Origin of the sequence: Stieleria magnilauensis (genome assembly GCA_007753675.1) — a bacterium.
GTDB classification, from domain to species: Bacteria; Planctomycetota; Planctomycetia; order Pirellulales; family Pirellulaceae; genus Stieleria; species Stieleria magnilauensis.
Map to the genome: position 1 here is coordinate 9,615,877 of CP036432.1, position 23,768 is coordinate 9,639,644.

The following is a 23,768-nucleotide window of genomic DNA, read 5'->3' on the forward strand; positions in this document are numbered from 1 at the left end:
CTTTTAGACAACTAGGAAATTTGACCGATGGCACGAATCGTCCGAGGGGCTTTGATCCAGGCAAAGCTTTGTGAACCCGCGACATCGCCGGTGGACAAGATCAAGGCGTCGATGATCGACTTGCACGTCGATCTGATCGCCCAGGCGGCCGACCAAGGTGCACAGGTCTGCTGTTTGCAAGAACTGTTTTACGGCCCGTACTTTTGCGCCGAACAAGACGCCAAGTGGTACGAGATGACCGAGCGGGTCCCCGATGGCCCCACGACGAAATTGATGATGGAACTGGCCAAGAAGCATCAAATGGTGATGATCGTGCCGGTCTACGAGGAAGACCTGACGGGGGTTTATTACAACGCGGCCGCGGTGATCGATGCCGACGGCTCGTACCTGGGCAAGTTTCGCAAGATCCATATCCCGCACTGCAGCCCCGGGTTTTGGGAGAAGTTTTACTTCCGCCCCGGCAACCTCGGCTATCCGGTCTTCGACACGCGGATCGGAAAAGTCGGCGTCTACATTTGTTACGACAGACACTTCCCCGACGGGGCGCGTTGCCTGGGGCTCGGCGGGGCAGAGATCGTGTTCAACCCCAGTGCGACCGTCGCCGGCCTGAGCGAATACTTGTGGAAACTCGAGCAACCGGCTCACGCCGTCGCCAATCAGTACTTCGTCGGTGCGATCAATCGCCCCGGCACCGAAGCCCCCTGGAACATCGGCCAGTTCTACGGCCAAAGTTATTTCTGTGACCCACGCGGCCAGCTGTTCGCCCAGAGTGAGAAACGCGACGAAACGGACATCGTGATCGGAGAGATGGACTTCGACATGATCCGCGAAGTCCGCAACACCTGGCAATTTTTCCGCGATCGACGCCCGGAGACGTACGGGGCGATCACGGAGCTGTAGGTCACGCTGTGCGTGACGTTCGGCATGCACAGCATGCCCTACGATCTCTCCCACTCTTTTTCATGCAAAACAAAGTCATCTACGGACTAGACGATCGGCCGCCGCTTGGGAAAGCGGTGGTGCTGGCGATGCAACATGTGCTGACCATGTTCGGTTCGACCGTGGCGGTTCCCTTGTTACTCGGTCCGGCGATGGGCATGGACACCGCGGCGATTGCGTTGTTGATTTCCAGCGTGATGCTTTGCTCGGGGATCGCGACGCTGATCCAAACGACGTTCGGCTCTCGATTGCCGATCATCCAAGGGGTCAGTTTTTCGTTCCTCGCGGCGTTCTTCATGATCATCGCGACGATCCACCCCGAAGGCGAAACCGTCACGCCGGGCGCCGCGATGCCGTACATCGCCGGTGCGATCCTCGTCGGCGCCGTTTTCGAGATCGTGGTCGGTTTCAGCGGGCTGATGGGCCAAATTCGCAAAGTGCTCTCGCCGGTCGTCGTCGGCCCGGTGATCATGCTGATCGGATTGGCGCTGTACTCTGCCGGCGCCCCGATCGCCGCGTCCCACTGGCCGATCTCCATTTTGACGATGGTGTTGATCACCACGTTTTCGTTTATCTGGGCGCGTCACCATTTGATTTTCCAAATGTTTCCAATGCTGTTGGCGATTGTCGGTGCGGTCTCGGTTTGCGCCCTCTGTTCATTGCTTGGCATCTTTGGTCCCGGGCATCCGGCGCGGCCGAATTTGGACGCCTTCGAGCAGGCGTCTTGGTTTCGCCTCAACGATGTCGTGTTGCCCTGGGGCATGCCCAAGTTTCAACTGGGATTCATCGTCGCGGTGATCGCCGGATACTTGGCGTCGATGATCGAAAGTTTTGGCGACTACCACGCCTGCAAGCAGATGGCCGGTGGTGGTGATCCGACGCCGGAAGAAATCTCCCGGGGGATCGGCTGCGAAGGCATCGGTTGCGCGCTGACGGGGATCTTTGGCGGTTTCAGTTCGACGTCCTATTCGGAAAACGTCGGGCTAATCGGATTGACCAAAGTCGGCTCGCGCTATGTCGTTCAGCTCGGGGCCGTGATCCTGATCCTGCTGGGATTATTCGGAAAATTCGGAGCCCTGGCTGCCGCGATCCCGCAACCGGTCGTCGGCGGGTTGTATTGTGTGATGTTCGGGTTGATCTCTGCGGTCGGCATTCGACAGTTCGCCAGGGCCGAATTGTCCAGTGACCGCAACCTGTTTATCGGAGGATTCGCATTGTTCATGGGAATCAGTGTCCCCTACTATTTCGCCAACGGCGGCTCCGAAGCAGTCCAAGCGACGTTCATTGATGGCTTGGACGATGTGATCAACGCGATCGGACAAACGGGAATGGCGGTCGCGGCAATCCTCGGGATCACGCTGGACAATCTCATTCCAGGAACACGTCGAGAACGCGGCCTGGAGCCGCAGGAACCTTTCACGGAGCCATCGTGATGCCACCTGTCGATCTGCCCCAAGCCCAATTGCCGCCCTGTCGCCATACCCCAGAACCCTACGACGGCCCTTCGCGTGATGAAGTGCTGGCGATGCGCCACCAATACGTCAATCCGGGCGTGCTGACGTATTATCGCGAACCGCTGATGATCGTCGAAGGGAACATGCAGTACCTGTGGGACGAGACCGGCAAACGCTACCTGGATGCATTCGCGGGGATCGTCACCGTCAGTGTCGGGCACTGTCATCCCCACGTGGCCCAAGCGGTCCAATCACAAGCCGGCCGGCTGCAGCACACCACCACGATCTACCTGCACCCGACGATCGCCCAATTTGCCGCCAAGCTGGCGTCCAAAATGCCGTCCGACCCCGCCGGTGTTCCGCTGGACCGAACCTATTTCACCAACTCGGGCAGCGAAGCCAATGAGATCGCGGTGCTGATGTCGCGCGAGTTCACGGGAAATCAAGACGTCGTCGCGCTCCGCAACGGCTATCACGGCGGCACCACCACCGCGATGGGCATGACGGCGCACGGCACCTGGAAATTTCCCAGCAACCCGCAACCCAACATCACCCACAGCGTGCCCGGTTACTGCTATCGCTGCCCGCTGGGCCTGCAGTATCCCAGTTGTGAACTGAAATGTGCCCACGACATCAAGAATGTGATCGAGTACCAGACACCGGGCCAAATCGCTTGCTTCATCGGTGAACCGATCCAAGGTGTCGGCGGAGCGGTTGTGCCGCCGCCGGAATTCTTTTCCATCGTGTATGACATCGTGCGTCAGCACGGCGGGCTGTGCATCGCCGACGAAGTTCAAGGGGGATTCGGACGCACCGGAAAACACTACTGGTCGCACCAGAACTGGGGCGTCAGACCCGACATCATCACGATGGCCAAAGGGATCGGCAACGGCGCGCCGCTGGCCGCCGTGACCGCCACCGGGCCCGTGGCGTCAACGATGACCCACCGAGTCCACTTCAACACCTTTGGCGGAAACCCCGTTTCGATGGCGTCGGGATTGGCGACCATGGAAGTGATCGACGCCGAGGGAATCCAAGAGAACGCGGCCGTGATCGGCGAGTTTCTCCTCGATGGTCTGATGCAGCTGAAAGAGAAACATTCGCTGATCGGAGACGTCCGCGGCATGGGACTGATGCTGGGCGTCGAACTGGTCAAAGATCGAACGTCCAAAGAACCGGCGTCGGCCGAAGCCGCGGAACTGATGGAACAGACGAAACGCCGCGGCTTGATCCTCGGCAAAGGCGGTTTGTTCGGCAATACCATGCGGATCAAACCGCCAATGTGTCTCACCAAAGATGACGCCCAATTCATGCTGGCGACGATCGATGAATGTTTAAAAGAGATTCATACCGTGGGATAGGCAAGCTGGAAGCGTACCCCACGACTGCACTGGCAAGCTGGAAGCTTACCCCACTACTGAAAGACGACTGAGATGCCGACGCTCGAAACGACTGTCCATGGAATCAAATTTCCCAATCCGTTCGTGATCGGATCGGGACCACCGGGAACCAACGCGCGGGTGATCTGCCGTTCCTTTGCCGACGGTTGGGGCGCGTCGTGCGCGAAAACGGTCAGCCTGGATGCCTCCAAGGTCATCAACGTTGCTCCACGCTATGGACGACTGAAAGACAACTCCGGCGAACCCTACGGCTGGGAGAACATCGAGCTGATTTCGACGATGTCGTTCGACCAGTGGATCGATGAATACAAACGGGTCAAAGACGCCTATCCCGACAATGTCTTGATCGCATCGATCATGGAAGAGTTCAACAAAGACGCCTGGTTCGAGATCATCGAGCGTTGCGAGGCCGCGGGCGTGGACATGTTCGAGTGCAACTTCTCTTGCCCCCACGGATTGCCCGAACGCAAGATGGGCGCGGCAATGGGCGAAAATCCAGACATCCTGAGCGAGGTGTGTACTTGGGTGCGGGCCGCGACGACCAAGCCGGTGTGGGCCAAGATGACGCCGAACATCACACGGATCGAAGACCCCTCACGGGCCTGCCTCGCTGCGGGCCTGGACGGCATCACCGCGATCAATACCATCCGAAGCGTCATCGGCGTCGACTTGGAAACACTGCGGCCGATGCCCACGGTCGAAGGCTACACGACACCGGGCGGTTATTCCTGCAAGGCGGTCAAACCGATCGCGCTGCGGATGAACATGGAGATCGCCACGTTGATCCGTGACGAATTCCCGGGACGCACCCTTTCAGGCCTGGGAGGGATTGAGACCGGTGAGGACGCCGCAGAATTCTTCCTGCTGGGCGCCGACACGGTTCAAGTCTGCACCGGCGTGATGAAGCACGGCTACAAGCTGGTGGAAACCATGAAGGAACAGTTGCTCGCGTTCATGGACAAGCACGGCTTCGAAACCCTGGATGATTTCAAAGGCAAAGCCCTGCCCTATTTCACGACCCACGCGGATCTGGTCCGGCGTCAGACGGAGGCGAAAGCGGAAAAGGCGGAAGCCAAGGCCAAGCGGGCCGCCGGGATCACGACCGACGAAAACTGGGACGGAGACGAGTTCGTCAAGCAGTCGGACGATTTGGTCGGATAGCGATGGTGTTCCCAGGCAGAGCCTGGGAACATGAATTGGTACGTCACGCGGTGCGTCACGGACGGCAAGCTGGAAGCTTACCCCACTATTGCTCGAAATCGATTTCGATGTTGTTTTCGCTGGCGGCGGTTCGAAGTTTCGCCAACGCCCGTGCTTCGAGCTGTCGAACGCGTTCTTTGGTCACGCCCATTTCTTCACCGACTTCCTTGAGCGTCAGCGGTTCACTGCCGCGCTCAAGTCCGAAACGTGCAGAGATGATTTTCTGCTCGCGTTCGTCCAATCGATTGAGGATTCGGGACAGTTCGCGTTTGCGGGTGCGTTGAGCGGATTCTTCCACGTAGGGATCGACCCGTTCGTCTTGTCGCGCCAGGAACAACTCTTCCGTCGTTGTTCGGAACCGATCGCGGTGCTTGAATTCGTTCGGGATCGTGCGGGCGAAGTTTTTCATGATCGCCCACGACGCATACGTGCTGAATTTGTTGCCCCGCGAGTAGTCGAATTTCTCCACCGCGCGGATCAACGACATGTTACCGTCGCTGACCAAGGAGAAGAAATCGTCGGTGCCGGCCAAGTGGCGTTTGGCGATCGACACGACCAGACGCAGGTTGGCCTGGACGATCCGGTTCTTGACCTTGACCGCTTGCTCGTACAACGACTCGATCTCGTTCATCACCGCGGACTTCCCGGCAGCCTCGGTTCCGATCGTCTCCCGCAAGCGACTGGCTTTGTGCTTGAGGTAGTTCATCTTTCGGAACAGATGGTACTCCTGTTCGCGGGTCAGCAGCGGAACGTCGTACAGCGATGCGAGATAGCTGGGCAAATCGTTCGGCACACGGACTTTCCGCGGCGCGCTGGCCGGTTCCGGCTCGACGCCCAGGTACTCCGCTTCGCGTGAGACCGCTTCGAAGTCTTCGTTGTAGATGTAGTCCAATGGCAGCTCCATGATCCGTTGACGTCTCATTTCGACCAGGATCCGTTGGATGCTGTTACGGGTTCGCTTGAAGCGTCGGCACAGCTGCGGAACGGATACGCCGCCGAGGTATTGATTGAAGATCGAGCGTTTGTCGTCGTCGGACAGGATGCCGCGATGGTTGGGGAAAATCGCGATCGACCTGTTGTCGGCGTCGAAGTTCTTGAGCGTGTAACGGATCGTTTCCGCGCTCCGTCCCATCTGTTCGGACAACAGGCGAGTCACATCGGCCAGGGCCGCCCCGCCTTCGACCAACTGTCTGGCCCGTTCGATGATTTCGCTTTTCTCATCTTCGGTCAGCTGGCTGAAGCGTTCTCCGCGCTGGATCTTGGCCTTGTTGCGGGCAACGAACTGCTCCACGCTGCTGTTGAGGAATCCGACGCGTTTGCGACCGCCGAAGAGCAACCGACGACTGACCAAGCCGGCTTCGCGCCAACGGCTGATCGTCTTGGTCGACACGTTGAATTGTCGACTGAGGTCTTGAACGGTGTGAACCTGTTCGGCGATTTCCTCGACCGACAAATCCGCCAACTCGCTGAGATCTTCGATCAGCAAGCGCAAGTCATGAGCCAAATCGGCCGAGGCAATGTTGTGCCGCCCGGGTCGATCGGAGCGATAATTGGTGATTCGATAGCACAAAAAGTCGTAGGCGTATTCTCGATCGTCTTCGATTTCGCTCAGTAGTGTTTCTGCAGCGGCAGCCTGCTCAATCAATTTTGTTTTTTGATTGAAGCGAAGCTGATCGCGCAGGTCTTTGATTTTTATGTCGCGGTAATTGTCGTGCATCACTGTGGTCTCCCAGCGCTATTGGCGTAGACTGGCCAAACGTCCTTGCAATCCCGGCGGATCGCCCAGTCCAATCGCCTCGGTTGCCCGGGGTCACCTGTCTCCTCCAGGTGATATTGGTCGCTTGGCCTAGGGTTCAATGTCGAGCCGTGGCACGACACGTCTGGTCAAACCGGATGGTTTGACCCCCAGAACAAGTTCCCTGCCGACTCCATGTCGACCGAAATGACAGTCGCAGGACAACAGTCGTTAAAAACGGTGCTGTCCACAAATGCGGATGCCTGTAGGACGAGAGCCTCCGCCGCTCGGTTCACCTCGATTGAATGAGTTTCTAAAAAACCACTCGTTGCTTGGGGATGAAACCCGACACTTTGAGTCGATTTTTTTTCCACTATTCCAACTCGATGAGCTTGGCAGCGGTTGCCTGCGTCCAGGACACCTACTAGGAAATTTGGGGCCAATTCTGAAGCGATTTGTCACAAATTTCCAGAATTTTCACCGCAACCCGTTGACTGACAACAACTTAGAAACCCCAAAACCTTTTCGGGGTCTCGACGATTTTTGCGCCACTGCCTGTTTTGAGTGTAAAAATTTCAGACAGGCTGCACAAAAGGCAGTCTCGCATTGCGACCCGCTGTCTAAGAATCGACTTTACCGAACACGACGGCTACACACGTTTGGGGCCCGGGAACTGCCCCCGGAATCGTCTCGAGCGGGGCAATTCGGCTGAACCGCCCCGCGGCGGACGGTCGATCATTGCGAGACAGGCGATCCCCCAAGCCGCCGCGCCGCGTGCCGCGAGGGTCGATCCGCCGTTTCCGGACTGCCCACCGAAATGGACTTTCAGATGCCCAGCCACGACGCCATCGCCAATCGTCGCTCTTTTCTCGCCAGCTCCCTCGCATTCGCATCGGCCTCGCTTGCGTCCCCCAGTCGGGCGGCGATCGTTTCGACCGGATCGGCAACCATCGCCGCGGCGCCCCAGGAACTGATGCGGGTGCGGATCGAGATGGATGTCAAAGGAAACGTCAGGGTTTCCGACAATGCGATCGCATCCAAAGAGACGCGTCAAACGTTCCCGATCACGTCCCAGGCGGTGCTGGACTACGAAGAGCGTTATCGGCGGCCCGCCGATGCGGCCGCGTCGTCCGAGGTGGTTGCCGCCGAGCGGTATTACCACACCGCGTCCAACAAGAGCGTATTGAACAAGACATCCAGCGAGCAGGATCTGCGAAAATCGATGCGACACGCGATCGTGCGCCGCGAATCGCTGCCCGAAACGATCTATTCGCCGGACAATTTCTTCACCCACGGCGAGCTTTCGCTGCTCAAATCACCCGTCTCCAGCGTCTCGGTCGACCGTTTCTTGCCAGGCGAAAGCGTGATCGAAGGAGACCGCTATGAGATCAATGCGGACGCCTTGTGCTCCGTTTTGAATCTGACGTCGGTCGACAGCGGCCGGGTGGAAAGCACGGTCGTCGGGGTTGCCGAGGACGCGGTGCGTTTCAAACTCGAAGGCGACATCGAGGGTTCGATCGACGGCGTCGGCACCCGGCTTCGTCTGATCGGCAAAATGACGTTCGATCGCAACGCAAACACCTGCACCTGGCTGGCGCTTGCGATCCACGAGACCCGCGAAATCAGCCGCGCCGAACCCGGATTCGACGTCTCGGCCACCATCCGAATGGTGCGTCGCCCGATGGCCCAACCGGTGGCACTGCCGGCCGAGCGGGCGATGATTGAATTTGACCAGCCGCTTCCTGCGGAGCGGATGTACGTCGAGCTGCAAAGTCGGCAGCTGGAGGTCGGGACGATGATGGACCGCAAATGGCGGATGATCAGTGACGCCCCCGGTTCGGCGGTGATGCGAATGATCGACCATGATCTTAGTATCGCCCAGTGCAATCTACGCCCACTGGTCAAGTTGCCCGAAGGCAAACCGTGGACGTTGGAGGCATTTGAGGCGGCCGTCCGCCAGACGCTCGGCGAAAAGCTGACACGGCTGGTGGAGGGGGATCAGCGAGTCAGTGCGCAAGGATTACAGGTTTTGCGCGTCGTCGTTGACGGAGAAACCCAAGGCGTCCCGATTCGATGGATTATGATGCACTTCTCCGATGACGAGGGGCGACGCGTTCAAGCAACGTTCACACTGTCGGCCGACAAGCTGGAAGCGTTTGCCGGCAATGACGCCCAACTCGCCGATTCCCTGCGATTTCTCGACCCCTCGGAAATCCACGACGGAAAGCCGGCTGACGAAAAATCGATTGCCGGAGCGCCCGGGGCCGACCGGGAGATCGCCAGTCGCCCCCCGACCGATGACACCGAAACCCTCAGTTCCAGTGATTTGAAGTAGGCCGACGCCGGCCGCCGAAGATCGATCCGCTCATCCAAATCTTTGACCGAGTTCCTGACATGACCCTTGCTGAAAATCAATTCACGCCCGTGCGGCTGACTCCGCACCGCGCTACGGTGCTGTTGGGATCGATGCTGGTTTGTCTGGCGGCGGTTCGCTGCCCCCACGCAAACGCCCAAGCATCCGGTCAACCCCAAGACGCCACGATGGAGCAGGCGACCCAATTCGCCCCCGGCGTGGTGACGATCGTCCCCGGGGATGCCAGCCCCGAAGAAACCTTTGACGGCCCGCTGACGCTGAAGACGTTTCTCAGCGCCCACCCCGAACTGGAGTGGAAAGCGCCGACCTTCGAAAACGGCGCGCCGCATTTCGATCCCCGCTCGCGCACGCTGGTCGAAATGGCCAAGCAGGTCGTCTTGCGCCGCGAAATCTATTGCTTGGAATTTTCGTTCAAACCGCTCCGTCAAATGTATGTCGACGTGCCCGTCGGCAGCGGCAAACTGCAACGCAAACTGATCTGGTACATGGTCTATCGGGTGCGGTACCGGGGCGGCGATCTGCGCCCGGCGGCCGATGAAGTGGGCGGTTCCAAACTGTATCAACGGCTCGAATCGGTCTCCTATGACTCGCGACGTTTCTTTCCTCTGGTCACCCTGAAAGATCATGTCAGCGGCCAAGAGTACCTGGACCGGATCATCCCCAGCGCCAAGGAAATGATCGCCGCACGAGAACAGATCACCGCGCCGCTGTACAACAGCGTCGAAATCACTCGCCAACGGATTCCGCTTTCCAGCGACGAGAGCGCCCCGGGTGTCTGGGGCATTCTGACCTGGATGGATGTCAATCCGAATGTCGATTACGTCTCGCTGTACGTCTCAGGACTGACCAACGCGTTCCAGCAAGACGGCGAAGGCGATGACGCACCGTACCGCCGCAAAGCGTTGCAATTGAATTTCTTTCGGCCCGGCGACGCGATGAGTCAGACCGAAGACACCATCCGATTCGGAATGCCTTCGTTCGAAGACTCCGAAGAGCAAGCGTACATTCTGGACAAGTACAACATGTCCGAACCCCTCAACTATCGCTGGGTCTTTCGCTCGGTGAAGTGATCGGTTCGCTCGCGCAACCGTTCCCGCAACCCCTTGAGCACCTCGGCGTATTGAGATTGATTCGCCAGGTTGGTCGTTTCACCGGGGTCGTTGTGCATGTCATAAAGCTCTTCGCTGTCGTCGTTGTAACGCATCATGTGCCAGCGGTCGGTGCGAATCGACGTTCCGTTTTGAAACGAGAGCGCTTCGGATTTGACGCTGGCGGTCGAGTCGGCAAGCACCGGCATCAGGCTCGTTCCCTCGGCGGCCGCTGCGATTGGTACACCGACCAAGTCACAGATCGTCGGGTACAGATCCACCAACTCGGCGAGCGAATCGGTTTGCCCGGATGGCATGCCCGGGGCGTCGATCAGCAACGGAACGCGAATCACTTCTTCGTGCAGATTGCTTTTCTGCCAGAACCCATGCTCCCCGAGATGGTAACCGTGATCGCTGGTGAAGATCACGGCCGTCTGATCGCGGTGGGGTGAATCCTCAAGGGCGTCCAGGATTCGACCGACCTGATGATCCATGAAGGTCACGCTGGCGTAGTAGGCCGCCCACATGCGTTTCTGGTTGTCGGGATACTTTCCGATCGAGTTCTTCCGGTTGTTGGTCTTGGCGATCCCCAGTTTCGGAATGTCATCGGTGTCGTCGTGCCAGTTGGCCGGCATTTTGATGCGCTCAATGCCATACGGCTCAAAATACTCGCTCGGGGCAACCATCGGGTAATGCGGTCGCACCAACCCGACGGCGAGAAAGAACGGGCGTTCGGGCGACTGTTTCAACAGCTCAATCGCTTTGCTGGCCGATTTATAATCCGGTTGCTCGGTTCCATCGGCGTCGCCTTTGACCGAAACGAACATGCGGTGGGGCATTCGCGTCGATTGCCGATTCTGCAAATCACGCGTCACGATGTTCAGATTCAAACACGCGTACTCACCCGGCGTGTGGGCCTCCGGTCCGGGCGAATTGAATCGCGCCGACCAACACTCCGGATGGTCCTGGCCGTCGGTCCCGGCGATGATGTCGCCCGGGACACGCATGTGAAAGATCTTGCCGACACGCGTGCTGCTGAATCCGTGTGTTTGTAAATGTTGTCCCAGCGAAACATTCTCTTTGTCGCGATAGCGGCCGAACATGAAAGAGATTCGCGACGGCAAACACCACGTGCCCTGACAGTAAGCGCGTTGGAAAACCATTCCGTTGCGGGCCAGGCGGTCCAGGTTGGGTGTCGCACAGACCTCGTCGCCATAACACCCCAGCACACTCGCCTTGAGATCGTCCGCAACGATCATCACGACGTTTTTGATTTCACGCGGCGGCTGGGCGGCAGCGATGCCTGGCGCGAAAGTGAATGCGGCCAGGCAAGCAAACAGCAATCTTGGGATCATCGTCGTGGTTGTTGCGGGGGTGGAGCGATACAGATCGATCATCCCGCGATTGTAACCCAAGACGTGTCCGGCATGCTGTGCAAGCCGATGGTCATGCACGGCGCGACCGACAGCGTTTGTTCACCGGCTGGGCAGTTGAATCCCGCCGGTCGGACCGCCGGTCGGACTGCCGGGCATCGTCACAGGGGCCGGAACCGTGGACTTTAGAATCTTGATCCCGTCGCTTTCACCGGGTGTGATCAGCAATCGTTCCAGCTGGACGATATCCAGCGGCGGCGCGAAGATATAGCCTTGGGCGAGGTCACATCCCCACTGTTGCAGCAAATTCAATTGCTGAGCCGACTCGACGCCCTGGCAGACGATGTTTGCCATCAGGTGGTGCGCGAGTTGAACGATGGCTTGGGTGATGATCGCATGCCCATGGTCAATGGTGATCGACGCGGTGAACGTGCGATCGATCTTCACGGTTTCGATCGGATAGTCGTGAAAGCAGGTCAGTGACGAATTGCCTTTGCCGAAATCGTCGATATGAATCCCGACGCCGCTTTGGTGCAGATCCAACATCGTTTGAAGTGACCGTTCGTTGTGACGGGTGTCACCGTTTTCCGACATTTCCAGTTTCAACGACCACTTGAACCGCGTACGATCGATGATGGCTTGCAGTCGATCAATGAAAAAGGGATCGGCGAGCTGACGTCGCGAGATATTGACGCCCAGATAGACTTGCGGTCGCTGTGCATCCTCAAACGACGCCATCATGGCGCTGAATTCACGCATCGATCGTTCCAGCACCCATTCGCCGAAGTGGTTGATCAATCCGATCTCTTCGGCCACGGGCACAAATTCGCTCGGGGGCACGTATTCTCCATCGTCACCGCGCCAACGCGACAAGACTTCGACGCCTTGAATCTGGCAGGTTTTCAGATTCACGATCGGCTGGTATCGCAGTTCAAATTTTTCTTCCCGCAGTGCGACGCGAAGCTGTGCTTCCAACTCATGCCGGGCGACGACCGCGTCGTGCATGGTTTGGTCGAACACCGCGATTTGGCCTTTGCCGGAGTTTTTGGCCTGATACATCGCCGTGTCGGCGTTGCGCAGGGCTTCGTGGCCGTCGGCCAGGGAGTCATCGATGAAGGCGACTCCCACACTGGTGCCGACGGTGACCAGTCGATCACCGAGCGAAAACGGTTCACAGATTCGCTGGACGATACGGCGGGCGACCAACAAGGCGTCATCGCGATGGGCCAACCGTTCCAGCAGCACGACGAACTCATCGCCCCCCAAACGGATCGTTTCATCGCCGGCCGCATCGTTGCTGGTATCAACCGAATCGCTGCAGCGGGAGGCGGTATCGTGATCGCGGACGCATTCTTGAAGCCGGACGGCGACCTGATTGAGCAAGTCGTCACCGGCCTCGTGCCCGAGGCTGTCGTTGATGATTTTAAAGTTATCCAGATCGAGAAACAGCAGCGCGTCATGGGAGCGCCGTCGCGGTCCTTGATTGGCGAGAACTTGTTCCAGTTTTTCGATCAAGAACGGGCGGTTGGGAAGCGCGGTGAGCGCATCCCGATGCGCCATGTCTCTCAGTTCCGATTCCGCTTTGCGGCGCCGATTCACTTCGCTCTTGAGCAGTTCCAGTTTCTCTTCCTGGCGGATCGAGAGTCGGTATTTCTCACTGAGCGCCAACGCCAATTGGCGGGCTTCGTCATGTTCAAACGGTTTGCGAAGCAGCAACAACTTGTCGCTATAGCCGAGGCTGCGAACGATGTCGTCCCAGGTGTGATCGCTGTAGGCGGTACAGATCACGACTTGCAAATCGGAATCGATCCGCCACAGCCGACGGATGGTCGCCAATCCGTCCATTCCCCGAGGCATCCGCATGTCGACAAAGGCGACCGAAAATCGCTCTCCCGCGTCGACGGATTTCTGGACTTCATAGACGCCTTCTTCGCCACTGTAGGCGTGCGTCAGCGCAAAGACCGGTGCACTGGACGCCTGGCGTTCTTGCGGTTCGGAATCATCCAACAGGAACCGCGCTTCGAAATCATCCAATTCATGTTCACTGCGGTGATCGCACTGAAAAATTCGCGCAAACGTTTCGTGAATCTGTGATTGGTCATCAATGATCAGAACGCGGCGTTCCGTTTCAAAGTCTGTCATCTATTCTCTCCGTGATTTCCCTTCATCGATGGCTGCCGGTCGATCCGGTGGCGGTACCGACCAGATCGGGGTCTTGGCTGGAATGCCCGGGGTCACTTTCGTCGGATGGTTTGACGACCGGCACTTCAAGAATGAAGGTAGCCCCCCGGTCGGGACCGTCGCTTTCGGCGTGAATGGCGCCACCGATTCGTTTCATTGCGATCGCGCAGAAATGCAACCCCAGTCCGCTTCCCGACTGGCGGGTCGTGAAGTGGGCATCAAAGACGCGGGCCAGGGTCGCTTCGTCCATCCCGCAACCGTTGTCGCGGAATTGAAGCTGGACGGTCGATTGATTGCGGATCAGATCAATCGTGAGCGTCGGCTGGCGGTGACGAATGTCCTGTGTGGCGTTGCCGGCGTTGGTGATGATGTTGATCAGAATTTGCAGCAACAGCGATCGATCGGTCCAGATGTGAACCACATCCTCTCGCTTGAAGTCGACCGAGACGTTGTCCTTTTCCAACCGAGCCTGACTGCACCGGACCGCCTCGGCGATCACACCGTTGACATCCAGGTGGGCCCATTTGATCGGCTGATTGGCATGCCGCCGCTGGTCACGAATCACTTGGTGAATGTGCTGGATGTTGTCATTGAGCGTTTGCAGCAGCGCAGCCAAATCGTCTTTGTCGTCTTCCAAGGTCGCGCTCAAACGCTGCAGATAATCCGGCGTCGCGCGTTGCAGGGCGACGTCGACGTCGTCCTGTCGCAACCGGGAGGCGAGCTTTTCGAGCGGTTCGATCCGCAGGCTTTCCACACGCCGCGTCGCGGTTTCGATCAGGCTGTTAACGTTCGTCAGCACATTCCCGACGTTGTGAATCACCGTGTCGGCCACCAGACTCATTCCCGCCGCGTGCGATGCGTCGGAAAGACGTCGCTGGGCATCGCCCAATCGCGTCCGCATCCGATCGAAGGACTGGGCCAACTGGCCGATCTCGTCGTGACCGGCGACTCGCAAAACCGGCGCGCTGGTCGCTTCGGAAATGATCCCGGTGCGTGCAATCTGTTCGGTGTGCTCACGAATCCTTTCGATTCGCCCGATGACGATCCGCTGCAACAACAGCAACAACAGCAGCAGCGAGGCACACGCCCCGCACAGTGAAAGGTAGCGTGCAAAGGCGGTGGTCCGGTTGCTGCGACTGGTGACCTCACGTGGCAAATGGACGGTCAGTTCAGCCAACGGGTTGCCGGACGGGCTCAACAGCGGCCATTGGACACACAGCAGCGAACTGTCGGTCGGTTCCACCTCAATGGACTGTTTCAACGTCGCATCGTGCAACAGGGGGCGAACGGAAAACAGAACGCTGGTTCGTTGCTGAAGATCCGTCATCACCGCATCACCGAACTGGCGGCCGACGACGTAGAACGACGCCGGCGCCTGCCAATCCGCCTTTCCGCGGGTGTTTCGAAGCGACGATCCGTTGGTGTGATGGTGCAGTGGAACGGCGGCGAACAAGTACAACTGGCCGTCACTGCCGCGAGTCATGCCGCGAACCGTGTCCGCATCGTCCGAGCCGCTCGGTTCGTCTCGCTGAGCCGCAATCCGCTCCGCGATCCCCGGGAACACGAGGTCGGCCACGTCGGGCCGTGTTGATGGCGCCTGGTCGGCCGAGTCGGGCGGAGTCGTCGCCAGCCACGTCCAACGCCCGTCGGGACGGGTGATCGCAGCCCACTCGACGCGTTTGCCCTGCCCGAGCATCCCGAGTGGCAACGCGGTGGCAAGCTGTTCGGCAGGATCACCTCCGTTCTGTGCCCGCAGATGGAGATCGATTCGGATCGCGTCTTGGGCCGCCGTTTCGGACAGGAATTCGACTTCGGTGTTGATCGCCGAGAGGACTCGATTGGTGTCCTTGAGTGCGGCGACGCGTTCCAGGTTGGCGAATTCCGGCGCGATGACTTTTTGCCGAACAATTTCATCGATGCTGACCACCACGCCCAACATCAGCGCGAGCGCCAAGACCAATTTGCTGCGAAGTGACTGTGAATGCTCGCTTTCAAATTGACTCGCCGAAAGCGTCGGGATCGACTCGTCTCGATCGCCCGACGTGCCGTCTCGTTCGGGCGAATCCCGCGCTGAGCGTTTGGTTTGTTTCGTCGCCGCGGTCTCGTCCGAACCCACACCCGGTTCCCGACGCCCGTCTTTGAGACGTCCGGGGGATGCCTCACCGGTGGCTTCACGGATTGTCTCACCGGCCCCATCCGAAGCGGCACCCGTTGAGGGCTCGTCGGCTGTGGGGGGATCGTGTGAGAAAGGTGATCGCGTCGACATGCGGTGGGTTCCTGGGGGCCGAAGACTCAGGCAACCCTAGGTTTCGCAATTTGAAACTGGCCCCGCACGATTCGACGAACCAGACCGGAGGGGAATAGCGGGGACCGATCCTGTCGACTGGACCGATCATGACGCTCGCCCGCCGAGCCGCTTGCCTTCAGACGGCTCCGGTGAGAGCAGACAAGGAGGGGGGCTGCGAGCCCCTTACCGCGATTCGATGTCGAGCGATTCGAAGTAGCCTCGCGCGGCATGATGGAGATCCAATCCCTGCCATTCGGCGGCACGTTCTCTGGGGATCAGGTCGACGAACAGACGCGGAGATTGGTAGAGCAGTTCCAGCGTGGTTTGCACCAGGGCCGAGGGAGCATCCCGGCGGGTGACCAAGAAGGCGGTGGTGCCGACCGTCGCCAGCCCTCCCTCGGGGATGCCGGCGGTCGGGTAATCCGTTGGGTCGATCGTGATCGTCCGCAAGGTCGGGTGTTGCATGGAAATCGTGATGCCTTGCGGAATCGCAACCAACCGCCAGTCGCGCCGCAGCAATTGGGAAACCAGCTCACTGCCTCGCCCGACACAGATCAGTGCGACATCGGGCGCGTCGGTTGATTGCAGCCGGTCCCAGGGGATGACTTCACGCGGCGTGGCGTCGGCGGGAAGTTTTAGCGAGTCGAGAATCATGTCCGCGGCGCGGCGCGATCCGCTGCCGATCGGACCGACCGCGATCCGTTGTCCGGCCAGAAACTGCAAGCCGAAGGAATCTTGGTGTTCCAACAGTTCGGGGGCGCGGACAAGCAGATGCGCCGCTTCATAAAACAACGGTGCGATAACACACAGCTCGTCGCCGCTGATCGCCGAGGCCTGCATCGGTGCCAGCTGGACCTCTCGGGCGATCAACCGTTGGCGGTTGTCCAGCGAGCCACCGCTGGCGACGACACGTGTCGCCACTCCGGCGGATTGTTCCAACCGATCGGCGAGCGCCTGCGAGACGCGATTGTAGGTGCCTTGATCCAGCCCGCCGGCGAGCGTCACCGATTGCGGCATCGCTTCGATATGGTGACTCCACAGCATCGCCCCGATGACAAACAGGAATGGCGACAGGGCCAACAGCAACAGCATCGCGGCTTGGAAACGGCGGTGTCCCGGTGAGGTCCGCACGATCTTGCGACCGATCAGGGCGCCGACCAAGGGGACGCCCGCCACCCAGTGCCACATTTTCAGCAACCGCCCGCGGGGCCGCGCCAGAATCGGCCGGCCCTCCATGAACGCATCCAGATCTTCGGCGAGGTCTCGGGCTGACTGATAGCGTTTGCGTGGTTCCTTTTCCAGACACTTGGCAACAATCGTCTCCAAATCCGTCGGCACGTTGCTGCGAAACGAACGCATCGCCGGCGGCGGCTCGTGCACGACCTGCATCAATGTCTCCACGACCGAGTCGCCGACCAGCGGTGGCCGCCCGGTGACACAGGCAAACAGAATCGCGCCGAGGGAATACACGTCACTTTGCCGCGTGGCACGATCACTGTGCCCGCCGGCCTGCTCGGGTGCCATGTAATTGGGCGTGCCGACAGCCGCCCCGCTGCCGGTCACGCTGCTGTCGGTGCTCAGATTCTTGGCCAAGCCAAAGTCGGTGATGTGAACCCGATCCTTTTGATCGATCAGAATGTTGGCGGGCTTCATGTCGCGATGCAGCAAGTCGTTCTGATGGGCATGTTCCAATGCCCGCGCCACGTCGCGAACGTATCTGGCGGCATCTTCGATCGGCAGCTCGCCGTCGTTGATCTTGCGTTGCAGATCGGTCCCTTCGATCAACGCCATCGAAAAGAAGTGATGGCCGGCTTCGTGACCGAATTGATAGACGGGCACGATTCCCGGATGGTGCAACCGGGCGGCGGCCTGGGCTTCGGTGTAAAACCGCCGCACATCGTTCTCACAGGCCAACATGCCGCCGCGAATCATTTTCACCGCCACGGTTCGATTGAGCATCCGTTGGGTCGCCCGATACACGACGCCCATCCCACCGCGGCCGATCACCTCCAACAATTCATAGTCGCCGAGCGTGTACGGCAGCGTCGGTCCCGGATCCCCTTTGGGGCGATGTGCCTCGGGAAGGGTCGCGGCGGGGTCGTCGCCGGAATCGTCGGGGCCGGCGACCATCACATCGACGGTGTCCGCGGCGGCGGCGGCTTGAGCGACTTCGCCCGAGTCCGGGACGCTCGCCCCGGTGAATCGATGAATCGCGTCGGCCGCGTCCATCAAACTCTTCAGTTCCTCGGCCATCTCGGGAAACTGTGCCAAGAACTCTTCTCGCGAACCGACGGATCCTTCATCGCACGAACGCAGATAGGCTGCGAATGCTTCGTCGATCGGATCGTCGGCTTCGGACGGAACGGGCATGGAAACGTCAGCGGAAGAATCGGAGGAAGGGGTGGCGTCTTCGCATCGACCACCATCAGGGGCCGCAACGGAGGTGGCATGGGGCGCGCGCCCCATGCTACTTACTTTGGCGCCAAACGGGGGACTTTTGTTAGCGGCAGGGCGCGAGCCCTCCGGTCTTTCAACGTCAAACCGGACGGCTCGCGCCGTTCCGCTAGCTCCTTCGGTATTTGTTAGCGGCAGGGCGCGAGAGTGGTCTGCCGCCCCGGCCTGCTTTTGAACCTACATGTACGGATTGTTCTTCGGATCAATGATCGTTCGCAACTTTTGCAGACCTCGTTTTAACAAGCCGGCGACGGCGGTGTCGGATTTTCCCATCCGCTCGACGATCATTGCCAGCGGTAAACCTTCCATGTAACGCAATCGGATCGCTTCGGCCTGCGTTTCGGGCAATTGGTGCAAGGCTTCCAGTAAGGCGATGGCGGTTTCTTCTTTGATCACCACACCGGATGGGCTGGTGGTGCTGCCTGGCAACTGGGCGATCCAGGGTGCACCGCCGGAATCGTTTCCCGCCTTCGCATCGGCATTGACTTCACGTCGAATACTCCGCTTTTGCGTCATCACGTGACGCGTCACGGCGGTGGCGACGTTGTTTTTCAGCATTCCGCGCAACCACGCGGCGAACTCTCCCGGTGAATCCCCGCGAAACGAATGCAGGTCGCGTTTTGCTTCCAAAAAAGTGATTTGAACGATGTCTCCCGGATCGACCCGGCGGCGAAGCTGTTCGGACAAATTGCGATGCGCCAACATCAACAAGTACCCGCGATACTGTTCCAGCAATTGCCCCAACGCCGAATTGTCGCCGGCTTTGGACGCGACCACTAATTCGGTCGTCGACATGTCTCCATCAGTTGCGGTCATCAATCAAATTCTGGACAATGTTGGTGCTCGGCGGATGCGAGACAGTTTATCTCATGAATGGTGGTCCCAAAGCCAACGGAGCCTGTTCGTCGCCGATTTTTCGCCTCTTCACCGTCCTTCCCTCCCCAACTTCGGCAGACTTCAACGATGTCCATGCGTCACACCGATCAAAGGCCTTTCCGACAACGGGCTCGGAAGCTGTCCCGTGTTCTGGTCGTCTTGGCAGCCGCCCTCGTCATCGGCTGCGGCGGCGCGCCGAGCGACAGCCCGCCGCCCGAACCGGCCGCGGTCGACGCCGGCGATTCGGCGGTCAGCGAGAACGCCGGCGAATCAACCACCCCCACGGCACCGGCGATATCCGCGTCCCAGACGCCGGCGGTGCCGGCTGCCGGCACCGGGATACAGCTTCCCGATCAAGCCGTCGAAATCGACAATCAAACCGACGCCCCCTCGACTCAAGGACAGCCTGAACCCGGCGGACCGACCCAACCGGGGGCCGGCGGCATTGAAATGCCCGATCTCGCCCCCGCCCCCCCGTCGGACGAATCGGCTGCCAATGCCGGACCAAGCGACGGCGGCGTGGACTTGCAATTCGCAGCCTGGCCGGCGATCGAATCCCACGCAAAATCGACCGGAAAAATCACCGTCGTCGACCTCTGGTCCACCGTTTGCGAACCCTGCATCAAGGAATTCCCCGGCCTCGTCCGGCTCAGCCAATCCATGTCCGACGACGTGGTCTGCATCGGCGTGTCGGTTGACTACGACGGACGAAAATCGCGTCCGCCGGAATACTATTCGGAAAAGGTCACCGCGTTCCTGCGTGCGATGGGCGCCGACTTTGAAAACTACCTGTGCAACACGCCGAGCGATGACGTCTTTGCAACCGTCGGTCTGCCATCGATTCCCGCCGTGCTGATTTTTGACGCCGATGGAAAACTGGTCAAACAGTTTGTCGATGCCGGTGACACGGTGGGTTTCTCCTATGAAGCCGACATCATTCCGTTTGTCGAAAAATTGGCCGGATAGTGTCGAGCTGGCGCTGATCCTCTGAGCCCGACTGCCGAAACGCTCCACGCGGTGCGTTAGGCCAACCGTCCGGGCAGCCGATCCAAGATCACCCACGTGACCGTGGCGCACGTGACGTGAGCGACCAAGAACACGATGACCGGCATGGACTCGGAAGCGCCATCTAGCCCCGCCCAGACAGCCCCCGCGTGCAATGCGAATCCCAACAAAGGCACCGACACGACAAGCACCGCCAGCCGCTTGGCTACCACAAGCCGTTTCCGTGACGCCGACGCAAACACCCCCATCAGCGCGGTCAGGCCGACCATCAGCCCGACCGCGACCATCATGACACATTCCTTCACCTCAAGTGAATCGGTCAACCACCACCCGCGCCGCCGACCAAAATCGATGACCGAAAATCCGATCGCAGCCATCGTCGTCAGCAGGATCAGTGATCGGATCGGAAACTGCAGCGGACTCGTCTCGGTTTTGGCGCCGACGTCCACCGCAATCTTGGCCTGCTTCCAATGCTGTTCCAACACCTTTGCGCCCGCGATGCAAACAATCGTCTGCACCGTAATCGCGATGGCCCACCACGTTGCCCCGGCTTCGCCAAGTCCCCAGTAAAAAATCTGTGATATCCCGTACCAACTCGCAAATGCGGCCATCCATGGCATCGCAATTCGTACCGATTTGACTTCCCGAACCGTCGTGGACAAGATCACAACCAGCGAACACTGACCGAGCACGACCCCGACCGCAATCACCCGCCGAAGCTCGCCGAAGTACTGCAACTTAAAAACCACCAGCCAATAGACGACCGCGTGGATCAACAGGACGCCGCCAAGAACGATTCGCCGAACCCGACGCCTGCGCTGCGGAGATTCGCTCATCGGCGTCGCGTGTCGTCCATCTTCCGAATCAACTCCGCTTCCTGTTTTTCCACGGCGGCTTCCCATGAGGGCAGTTGATCCAATTGAGCCTTCGCCTGGCGGGTGGCGAGCGCATCGGGATAGCGTTGGACGATGGCTTCGAGCTGCTGTCGTTTGATCTTCAGTCCCGCGTAGGCGTTCTCGCTGCCGACTTGCAACAGCATCCGCCGGGCGTTTAGTTCACAACTGATGCGTTCTTTGCGCAACCGATCGAGCAGCGGATCGCCACCGAACCCCAACTCCAACTGCGCGTTGATCTCATCCTTCAGTTCGCGATCACGCCGCATCGATGCGTCCCGTGCCGCGACCAATTGTTTCATCGTCAAATCACGCAGTGCGGCATCAGTGAGCGATCGCAGGGTCGGATCCGGTTGCCCCGTCCTCGCCTCGCGTAGCTTTCGAATCGCCGCCGCCACGTCACCGCGTTGGAGCATCACGTTGGACTCTCCGATGATCTGATCACGGATCTGATCGCACATCATCTGGCACACCGCGACGGCCTTGGAACGCGGATGGATTCGCTGGACCAATTGCAATCGCGCAAAGGCTTTTTCGGGGACCTTTTCGGGGGAGTCTCGGTTCAGGGTGCCCAGGTGATCGGCCACCCGGTCCAACACGCTTGTCGCCGCAACCGAACCCCGCCAACGCAAGATGGCATCACAGGTGGATTCGACCTGGGACGTGTCGGCCTCGTGTAATCGTCGCGAGAGTTCCCCGGCGACCTTGTCCTGCAAGGACGCAATCGCGAGACGGCGGGGATCGGTATGGACCAATGCTTCGAGCAACCCGAACAATTCATCCAGGGGAGGAACACTGACGATCGACTCCGATTGTCCGATGACACCATAGGTCTTCTCGAATTCGTCGACCAACAACTCGGCGTAGGTCCGTTTGGCGCTGCCGGACACCTGATGCGATCCGAATTGGTGGCTCAATTGCCGCTGGCGCCCCGCCCTCGCCTTGCCCTGCGGCTGACCGACCATCGTCTTGGCGTCGGCGATCAACTGGGCCTGCGTCCTGCCGGAGGCGTTGACAAAACGGTACTCACCGCCGGTCAGCTCGGCCAGACGTTTCATGTTCTTGCAACTGCGCGGATCTTCAAAGGCGATTGCGTGGATCGGGATCGAACTGCCGGAGGCTTGGACGATCGAATAGGCGTCTCCGCCGGCGTTCAATAGACTGCCCCGCTTCTGCGTCTTCGTTTCAGTGAATTCTCCGTCGGACAGCATGAACACCGCACTCGGCTTCATCCTCAGCGCGGTCCGCAGCGAGGAATTGGGATTGGTCCCGCCGCCGGCGCCGATCGTCGCCAACCAAGCCTCCAGTTTGTCCTTGTTCTCCGCAGTCGCCTCCATCATCGCCATCGGTCGAGACCCTTGAAACATCGGCGTGCTGGAACTGCTAAAGAGCACCACAAAGAATTTTTGGTCCTCCCGCAGCTCACGAACCGATCGCTTCAATTCTTCGATCGCGCGTCGATAGCGGACCCCGTTCATGCTTCCCGACCGATCGACGATATAAACAAACTCTTGTCCGACCGCTTCGATGCCGAAAAATGAACCGCGCGATCCGCCACTGACATTGCCGACGGATTGACCGGGTTTGGTTTTCAAACCGGAAAGTTTGATGACCGGACGAGCCACGTACATCGAAACATCAACCGGCTCAAGCATCTCCGCTTCCGGCTCCAGCTCGCTCAGCAACGAGGAGTCATCGGTCGCCGTTTCATCGACCAACATCATCGGAATCGGAATCTCCGGTTGATCGTCGTTGAGCGTCATCACCAAGACTTGCGTCCTATCGCCCCCGAAATCCGCCGGGACGATCAGAAAGGCGATCAGCAGCACGATCACCGCGTGAACGAAGATCGAGCCGAACCAGCCGGCCGACTTTTGCCGACTCCCGGCCTCCGCCGTCCGCCGCGCGGTTTGAATCTGAGCCAACGTCGGAAACAGGCGGACGCTGTCACCGTCGCCGTCGTGGGTGTGTGAAACCATGCAAGCAACCGGCGGTGAGCCGCGGTAGATCACCGAATCGGCCGCGGCGCGTCGTTCGCCAGGAATCGGGGGCGGAAAATCGATCGGCAAGGATTCACGGTCATCCAAGCCGAGATCAAGTCCGTCGGTCAGCCATCGTTTCCGAGCTGAAGCCATTTCGGGTGCCTCGATCCGGTCCTTTGAACAATCAGCAACGTGAGAGAATTCAATCCAGCAATCAGCCCACCGCGCCAAACCGACAGCGCCGTGATCCGTCCTTCGGCAGACGAGTGATAAGATGAATAAGAGATGACGTCACGCCCGCCTACGTGCGTTAGCGTGGCGAATTCAAGTGGCGTTGTCAAATCTTAGCTGCCAAACCCGACGTGTCGGTCGTCACACGGAGGTCAACATAGCAAATCGCCGGACCTTTATTTTTGTACACTCATTTGGCTTTTCCCGTTCCCTCACCGACCGGCCGGTAAACCCAATAAAAAGTCAAAAAATTGCCTGACCGGCTGACAGATTTGCTCGCCCGGCGTGTGTAGGAA

Annotated in this window: 15 protein-coding genes; 7 read left to right on the forward strand and 8 right to left on the reverse strand. The window is 59.4% G+C overall.

The genetic code is table 11. The annotated features are described in order from the left end of the window. Window positions 1-27 precede the first annotated feature (27 nt). The 4 genes from TBK1r_RS34480 to preA all read left to right on the forward strand — a co-directional run bounded on the left by TBK1r_RS34480 (window position 28) and on the right by preA (window position 4,954). Window positions 28-900: a nitrilase-related carbon-nitrogen hydrolase gene (locus tag TBK1r_RS34480; RefSeq protein ID WP_145220331.1), complete on the forward strand. Its 873-nt coding sequence runs from the start codon at window positions 28-30 to the stop codon at window positions 898-900. Between the two features lie 62 nt (window positions 901-962). Continuing rightward, a complete protein-coding gene (locus TBK1r_RS34485) occupies window positions 963-2,372 on the forward strand; it encodes a uracil-xanthine permease family protein (RefSeq protein WP_145220333.1) in 1,410 nt (469 codons plus the stop codon). Further along, the gene (locus TBK1r_RS34490; RefSeq protein WP_145220335.1) at window positions 2,372-3,754 is read left to right on the forward strand and encodes an aspartate aminotransferase family protein; all 1,383 of its coding nucleotides are present in this window, start codon (window positions 2,372-2,374) and stop codon (window positions 3,752-3,754) included. The genes TBK1r_RS34485 and TBK1r_RS34490 overlap by 1 nt, the downstream gene beginning before the upstream one ends. Before the next feature lie 72 nt (window positions 3,755-3,826). Further along, window positions 3,827-4,954 (forward strand): NAD-dependent dihydropyrimidine dehydrogenase subunit PreA, encoded by a 1,128-nt coding sequence (gene preA / locus TBK1r_RS34495; protein ID WP_145220337.1) that lies wholly within the window; start codon window positions 3,827-3,829, stop codon window positions 4,952-4,954. 85 nt (window positions 4,955-5,039) lie between these two features. Here the strand turns inward: preA and TBK1r_RS34500 are convergent, their stop codons facing one another. Further along, a complete protein-coding gene (locus TBK1r_RS34500) occupies window positions 5,040-6,710 on the reverse strand; it encodes a sigma-70 family RNA polymerase sigma factor (RefSeq protein WP_145220339.1) in 1,671 nt (556 codons plus the stop codon). Between the two features lie 835 nt (window positions 6,711-7,545). Here TBK1r_RS34500 and TBK1r_RS34505 point away from each other — a divergent pair. Further along, window positions 7,546-9,063, forward strand: coding sequence for a hypothetical protein (locus TBK1r_RS34505; RefSeq protein ID WP_145220341.1), 1,518 nt, complete (start codon window positions 7,546-7,548; stop codon window positions 9,061-9,063). A 59-nt stretch (window positions 9,064-9,122) separates the two neighbouring features. Further along, a complete protein-coding gene (locus TBK1r_RS34510) occupies window positions 9,123-10,172 on the forward strand; it encodes a hypothetical protein (RefSeq protein ID WP_372897502.1) in 1,050 nt (349 codons plus the stop codon). On the opposite strand, the gene TBK1r_RS34515 is transcribed toward TBK1r_RS34510, so the two are convergent. The 5 genes from TBK1r_RS34515 to TBK1r_RS34535 form a co-directional block, all read right to left on the reverse strand. Further along, window positions 10,142-11,545: a sulfatase gene (locus tag TBK1r_RS34515; protein WP_419580685.1), complete on the reverse strand. Its 1,404-nt coding sequence runs from the start codon at window positions 11,543-11,545 to the stop codon at window positions 10,142-10,144. The two genes, TBK1r_RS34510 and TBK1r_RS34515, sit on opposite strands and share 31 nt — an antisense overlap. A gap of 120 nt (window positions 11,546-11,665) precedes the next feature. Further along, window positions 11,666-13,705, reverse strand: coding sequence for a putative bifunctional diguanylate cyclase/phosphodiesterase (locus TBK1r_RS34520; protein ID WP_145220345.1), 2,040 nt, complete (start codon window positions 13,703-13,705; stop codon window positions 11,666-11,668). Between the two features lie 22 nt (window positions 13,706-13,727). After that, window positions 13,728-16,010 carry a sensor histidine kinase gene (locus tag TBK1r_RS34525; RefSeq protein WP_145220347.1) on the reverse strand — a complete coding sequence of 761 codons (2,283 nt, stop codon included), beginning with the start codon at window positions 16,008-16,010 and terminating at the stop codon, window positions 13,728-13,730. Between the two features lie 204 nt (window positions 16,011-16,214). Further along, complete coding sequence (locus TBK1r_RS34530) at window positions 16,215-18,401, reverse strand: serine/threonine-protein kinase (protein WP_145220349.1); 2,187 nt, start codon at window positions 18,399-18,401, stop codon at window positions 16,215-16,217. A 261-nt stretch (window positions 18,402-18,662) separates the two neighbouring features. Then, entirely contained in the window at window positions 18,663-19,301 is a 639-nt protein-coding gene (locus TBK1r_RS34535; RefSeq protein WP_145220351.1) for a sigma-70 family RNA polymerase sigma factor, read from the reverse strand. A gap of 147 nt (window positions 19,302-19,448) precedes the next feature. Here TBK1r_RS34535 and TBK1r_RS34540 point away from each other — a divergent pair, with 147 nt between their 5' ends. Continuing rightward, complete coding sequence (locus TBK1r_RS34540; RefSeq protein ID WP_419580686.1) at window positions 19,449-20,327, forward strand: TlpA family protein disulfide reductase; 879 nt, start codon at window positions 19,449-19,451, stop codon at window positions 20,325-20,327. Window positions 20,328-20,383: 56 nt separating this feature from the next. Here TBK1r_RS34540 and TBK1r_RS34545 read toward each other — a convergent pair whose 3' ends face one another. Both TBK1r_RS34545 and TBK1r_RS34550 read right to left on the reverse strand, forming a co-directional pair. Continuing rightward, window positions 20,384-21,202: a hypothetical protein gene (locus TBK1r_RS34545; protein WP_145220355.1), complete on the reverse strand. Its 819-nt coding sequence runs from the start codon at window positions 21,200-21,202 to the stop codon at window positions 20,384-20,386. Continuing rightward, window positions 21,199-23,394 carry a vWA domain-containing protein gene (locus TBK1r_RS34550; protein WP_145220357.1) on the reverse strand — a complete coding sequence of 732 codons (2,196 nt, stop codon included), beginning with the start codon at window positions 23,392-23,394 and terminating at the stop codon, window positions 21,199-21,201. The genes TBK1r_RS34545 and TBK1r_RS34550 overlap by 4 nt, the downstream gene beginning before the upstream one ends. Between the last annotated feature and the right edge of the window lie 374 nt (window positions 23,395-23,768).

Excerpts from the sequence above, each read along its gene's own strand:
- TBK1r_RS34515 (WP_419580685.1), bottom strand. The coding sequence starts at position 11,545 with ATGATCCCAAGATTGCTGTTTGCTTGCCTGGCCGCATTCACTTTCGCG.
- TBK1r_RS34530 (WP_145220349.1), bottom strand. The coding sequence starts at position 18,401 with ATGCCCGTTCCGTCCGAAGCCGACGATCCGATCGACGAAGCATTCGCA.
- TBK1r_RS34540 (WP_419580686.1), top strand. The coding sequence starts at position 19,449 with ATGTCCATGCGTCACACCGATCAAAGGCCTTTCCGACAACGGGCTCGG.
- TBK1r_RS34480 (WP_145220331.1), top strand. The coding sequence starts at position 28 with ATGGCACGAATCGTCCGAGGGGCTTTGATCCAGGCAAAGCTTTGTGAA.
- TBK1r_RS34505 (WP_145220341.1), top strand. The coding sequence starts at position 7,546 with ATGGACTTTCAGATGCCCAGCCACGACGCCATCGCCAATCGTCGCTCT.
- TBK1r_RS34485 (WP_145220333.1), top strand. The coding sequence starts at position 963 with ATGCAAAACAAAGTCATCTACGGACTAGACGATCGGCCGCCGCTTGGG.
- TBK1r_RS34490 (WP_145220335.1), top strand. The coding sequence starts at position 2,372 with ATGCCACCTGTCGATCTGCCCCAAGCCCAATTGCCGCCCTGTCGCCAT.
- TBK1r_RS34510 (WP_372897502.1), top strand. The coding sequence starts at position 9,123 with ATGACCCTTGCTGAAAATCAATTCACGCCCGTGCGGCTGACTCCGCAC.
- TBK1r_RS34525 (WP_145220347.1), bottom strand. The coding sequence starts at position 16,010 with ATGTCGACGCGATCACCTTTCTCACACGATCCCCCCACAGCCGACGAG.
- TBK1r_RS34520 (WP_145220345.1), bottom strand. The coding sequence starts at position 13,705 with ATGACAGACTTTGAAACGGAACGCCGCGTTCTGATCATTGATGACCAA.
- TBK1r_RS34545 (WP_145220355.1), bottom strand. The coding sequence starts at position 21,202 with ATGAGCGAATCTCCGCAGCGCAGGCGTCGGGTTCGGCGAATCGTTCTT.
- TBK1r_RS34535 (WP_145220351.1), bottom strand. The coding sequence starts at position 19,301 with ATGACCGCAACTGATGGAGACATGTCGACGACCGAATTAGTGGTCGCG.
- TBK1r_RS34500 (WP_145220339.1), bottom strand. The coding sequence starts at position 6,710 with ATGCACGACAATTACCGCGACATAAAAATCAAAGACCTGCGCGATCAG.
- preA (WP_145220337.1), top strand. The coding sequence starts at position 3,827 with ATGCCGACGCTCGAAACGACTGTCCATGGAATCAAATTTCCCAATCCG.
- TBK1r_RS34550 (WP_145220357.1), bottom strand. The coding sequence starts at position 23,394 with ATGGCTTCAGCTCGGAAACGATGGCTGACCGACGGACTTGATCTCGGC.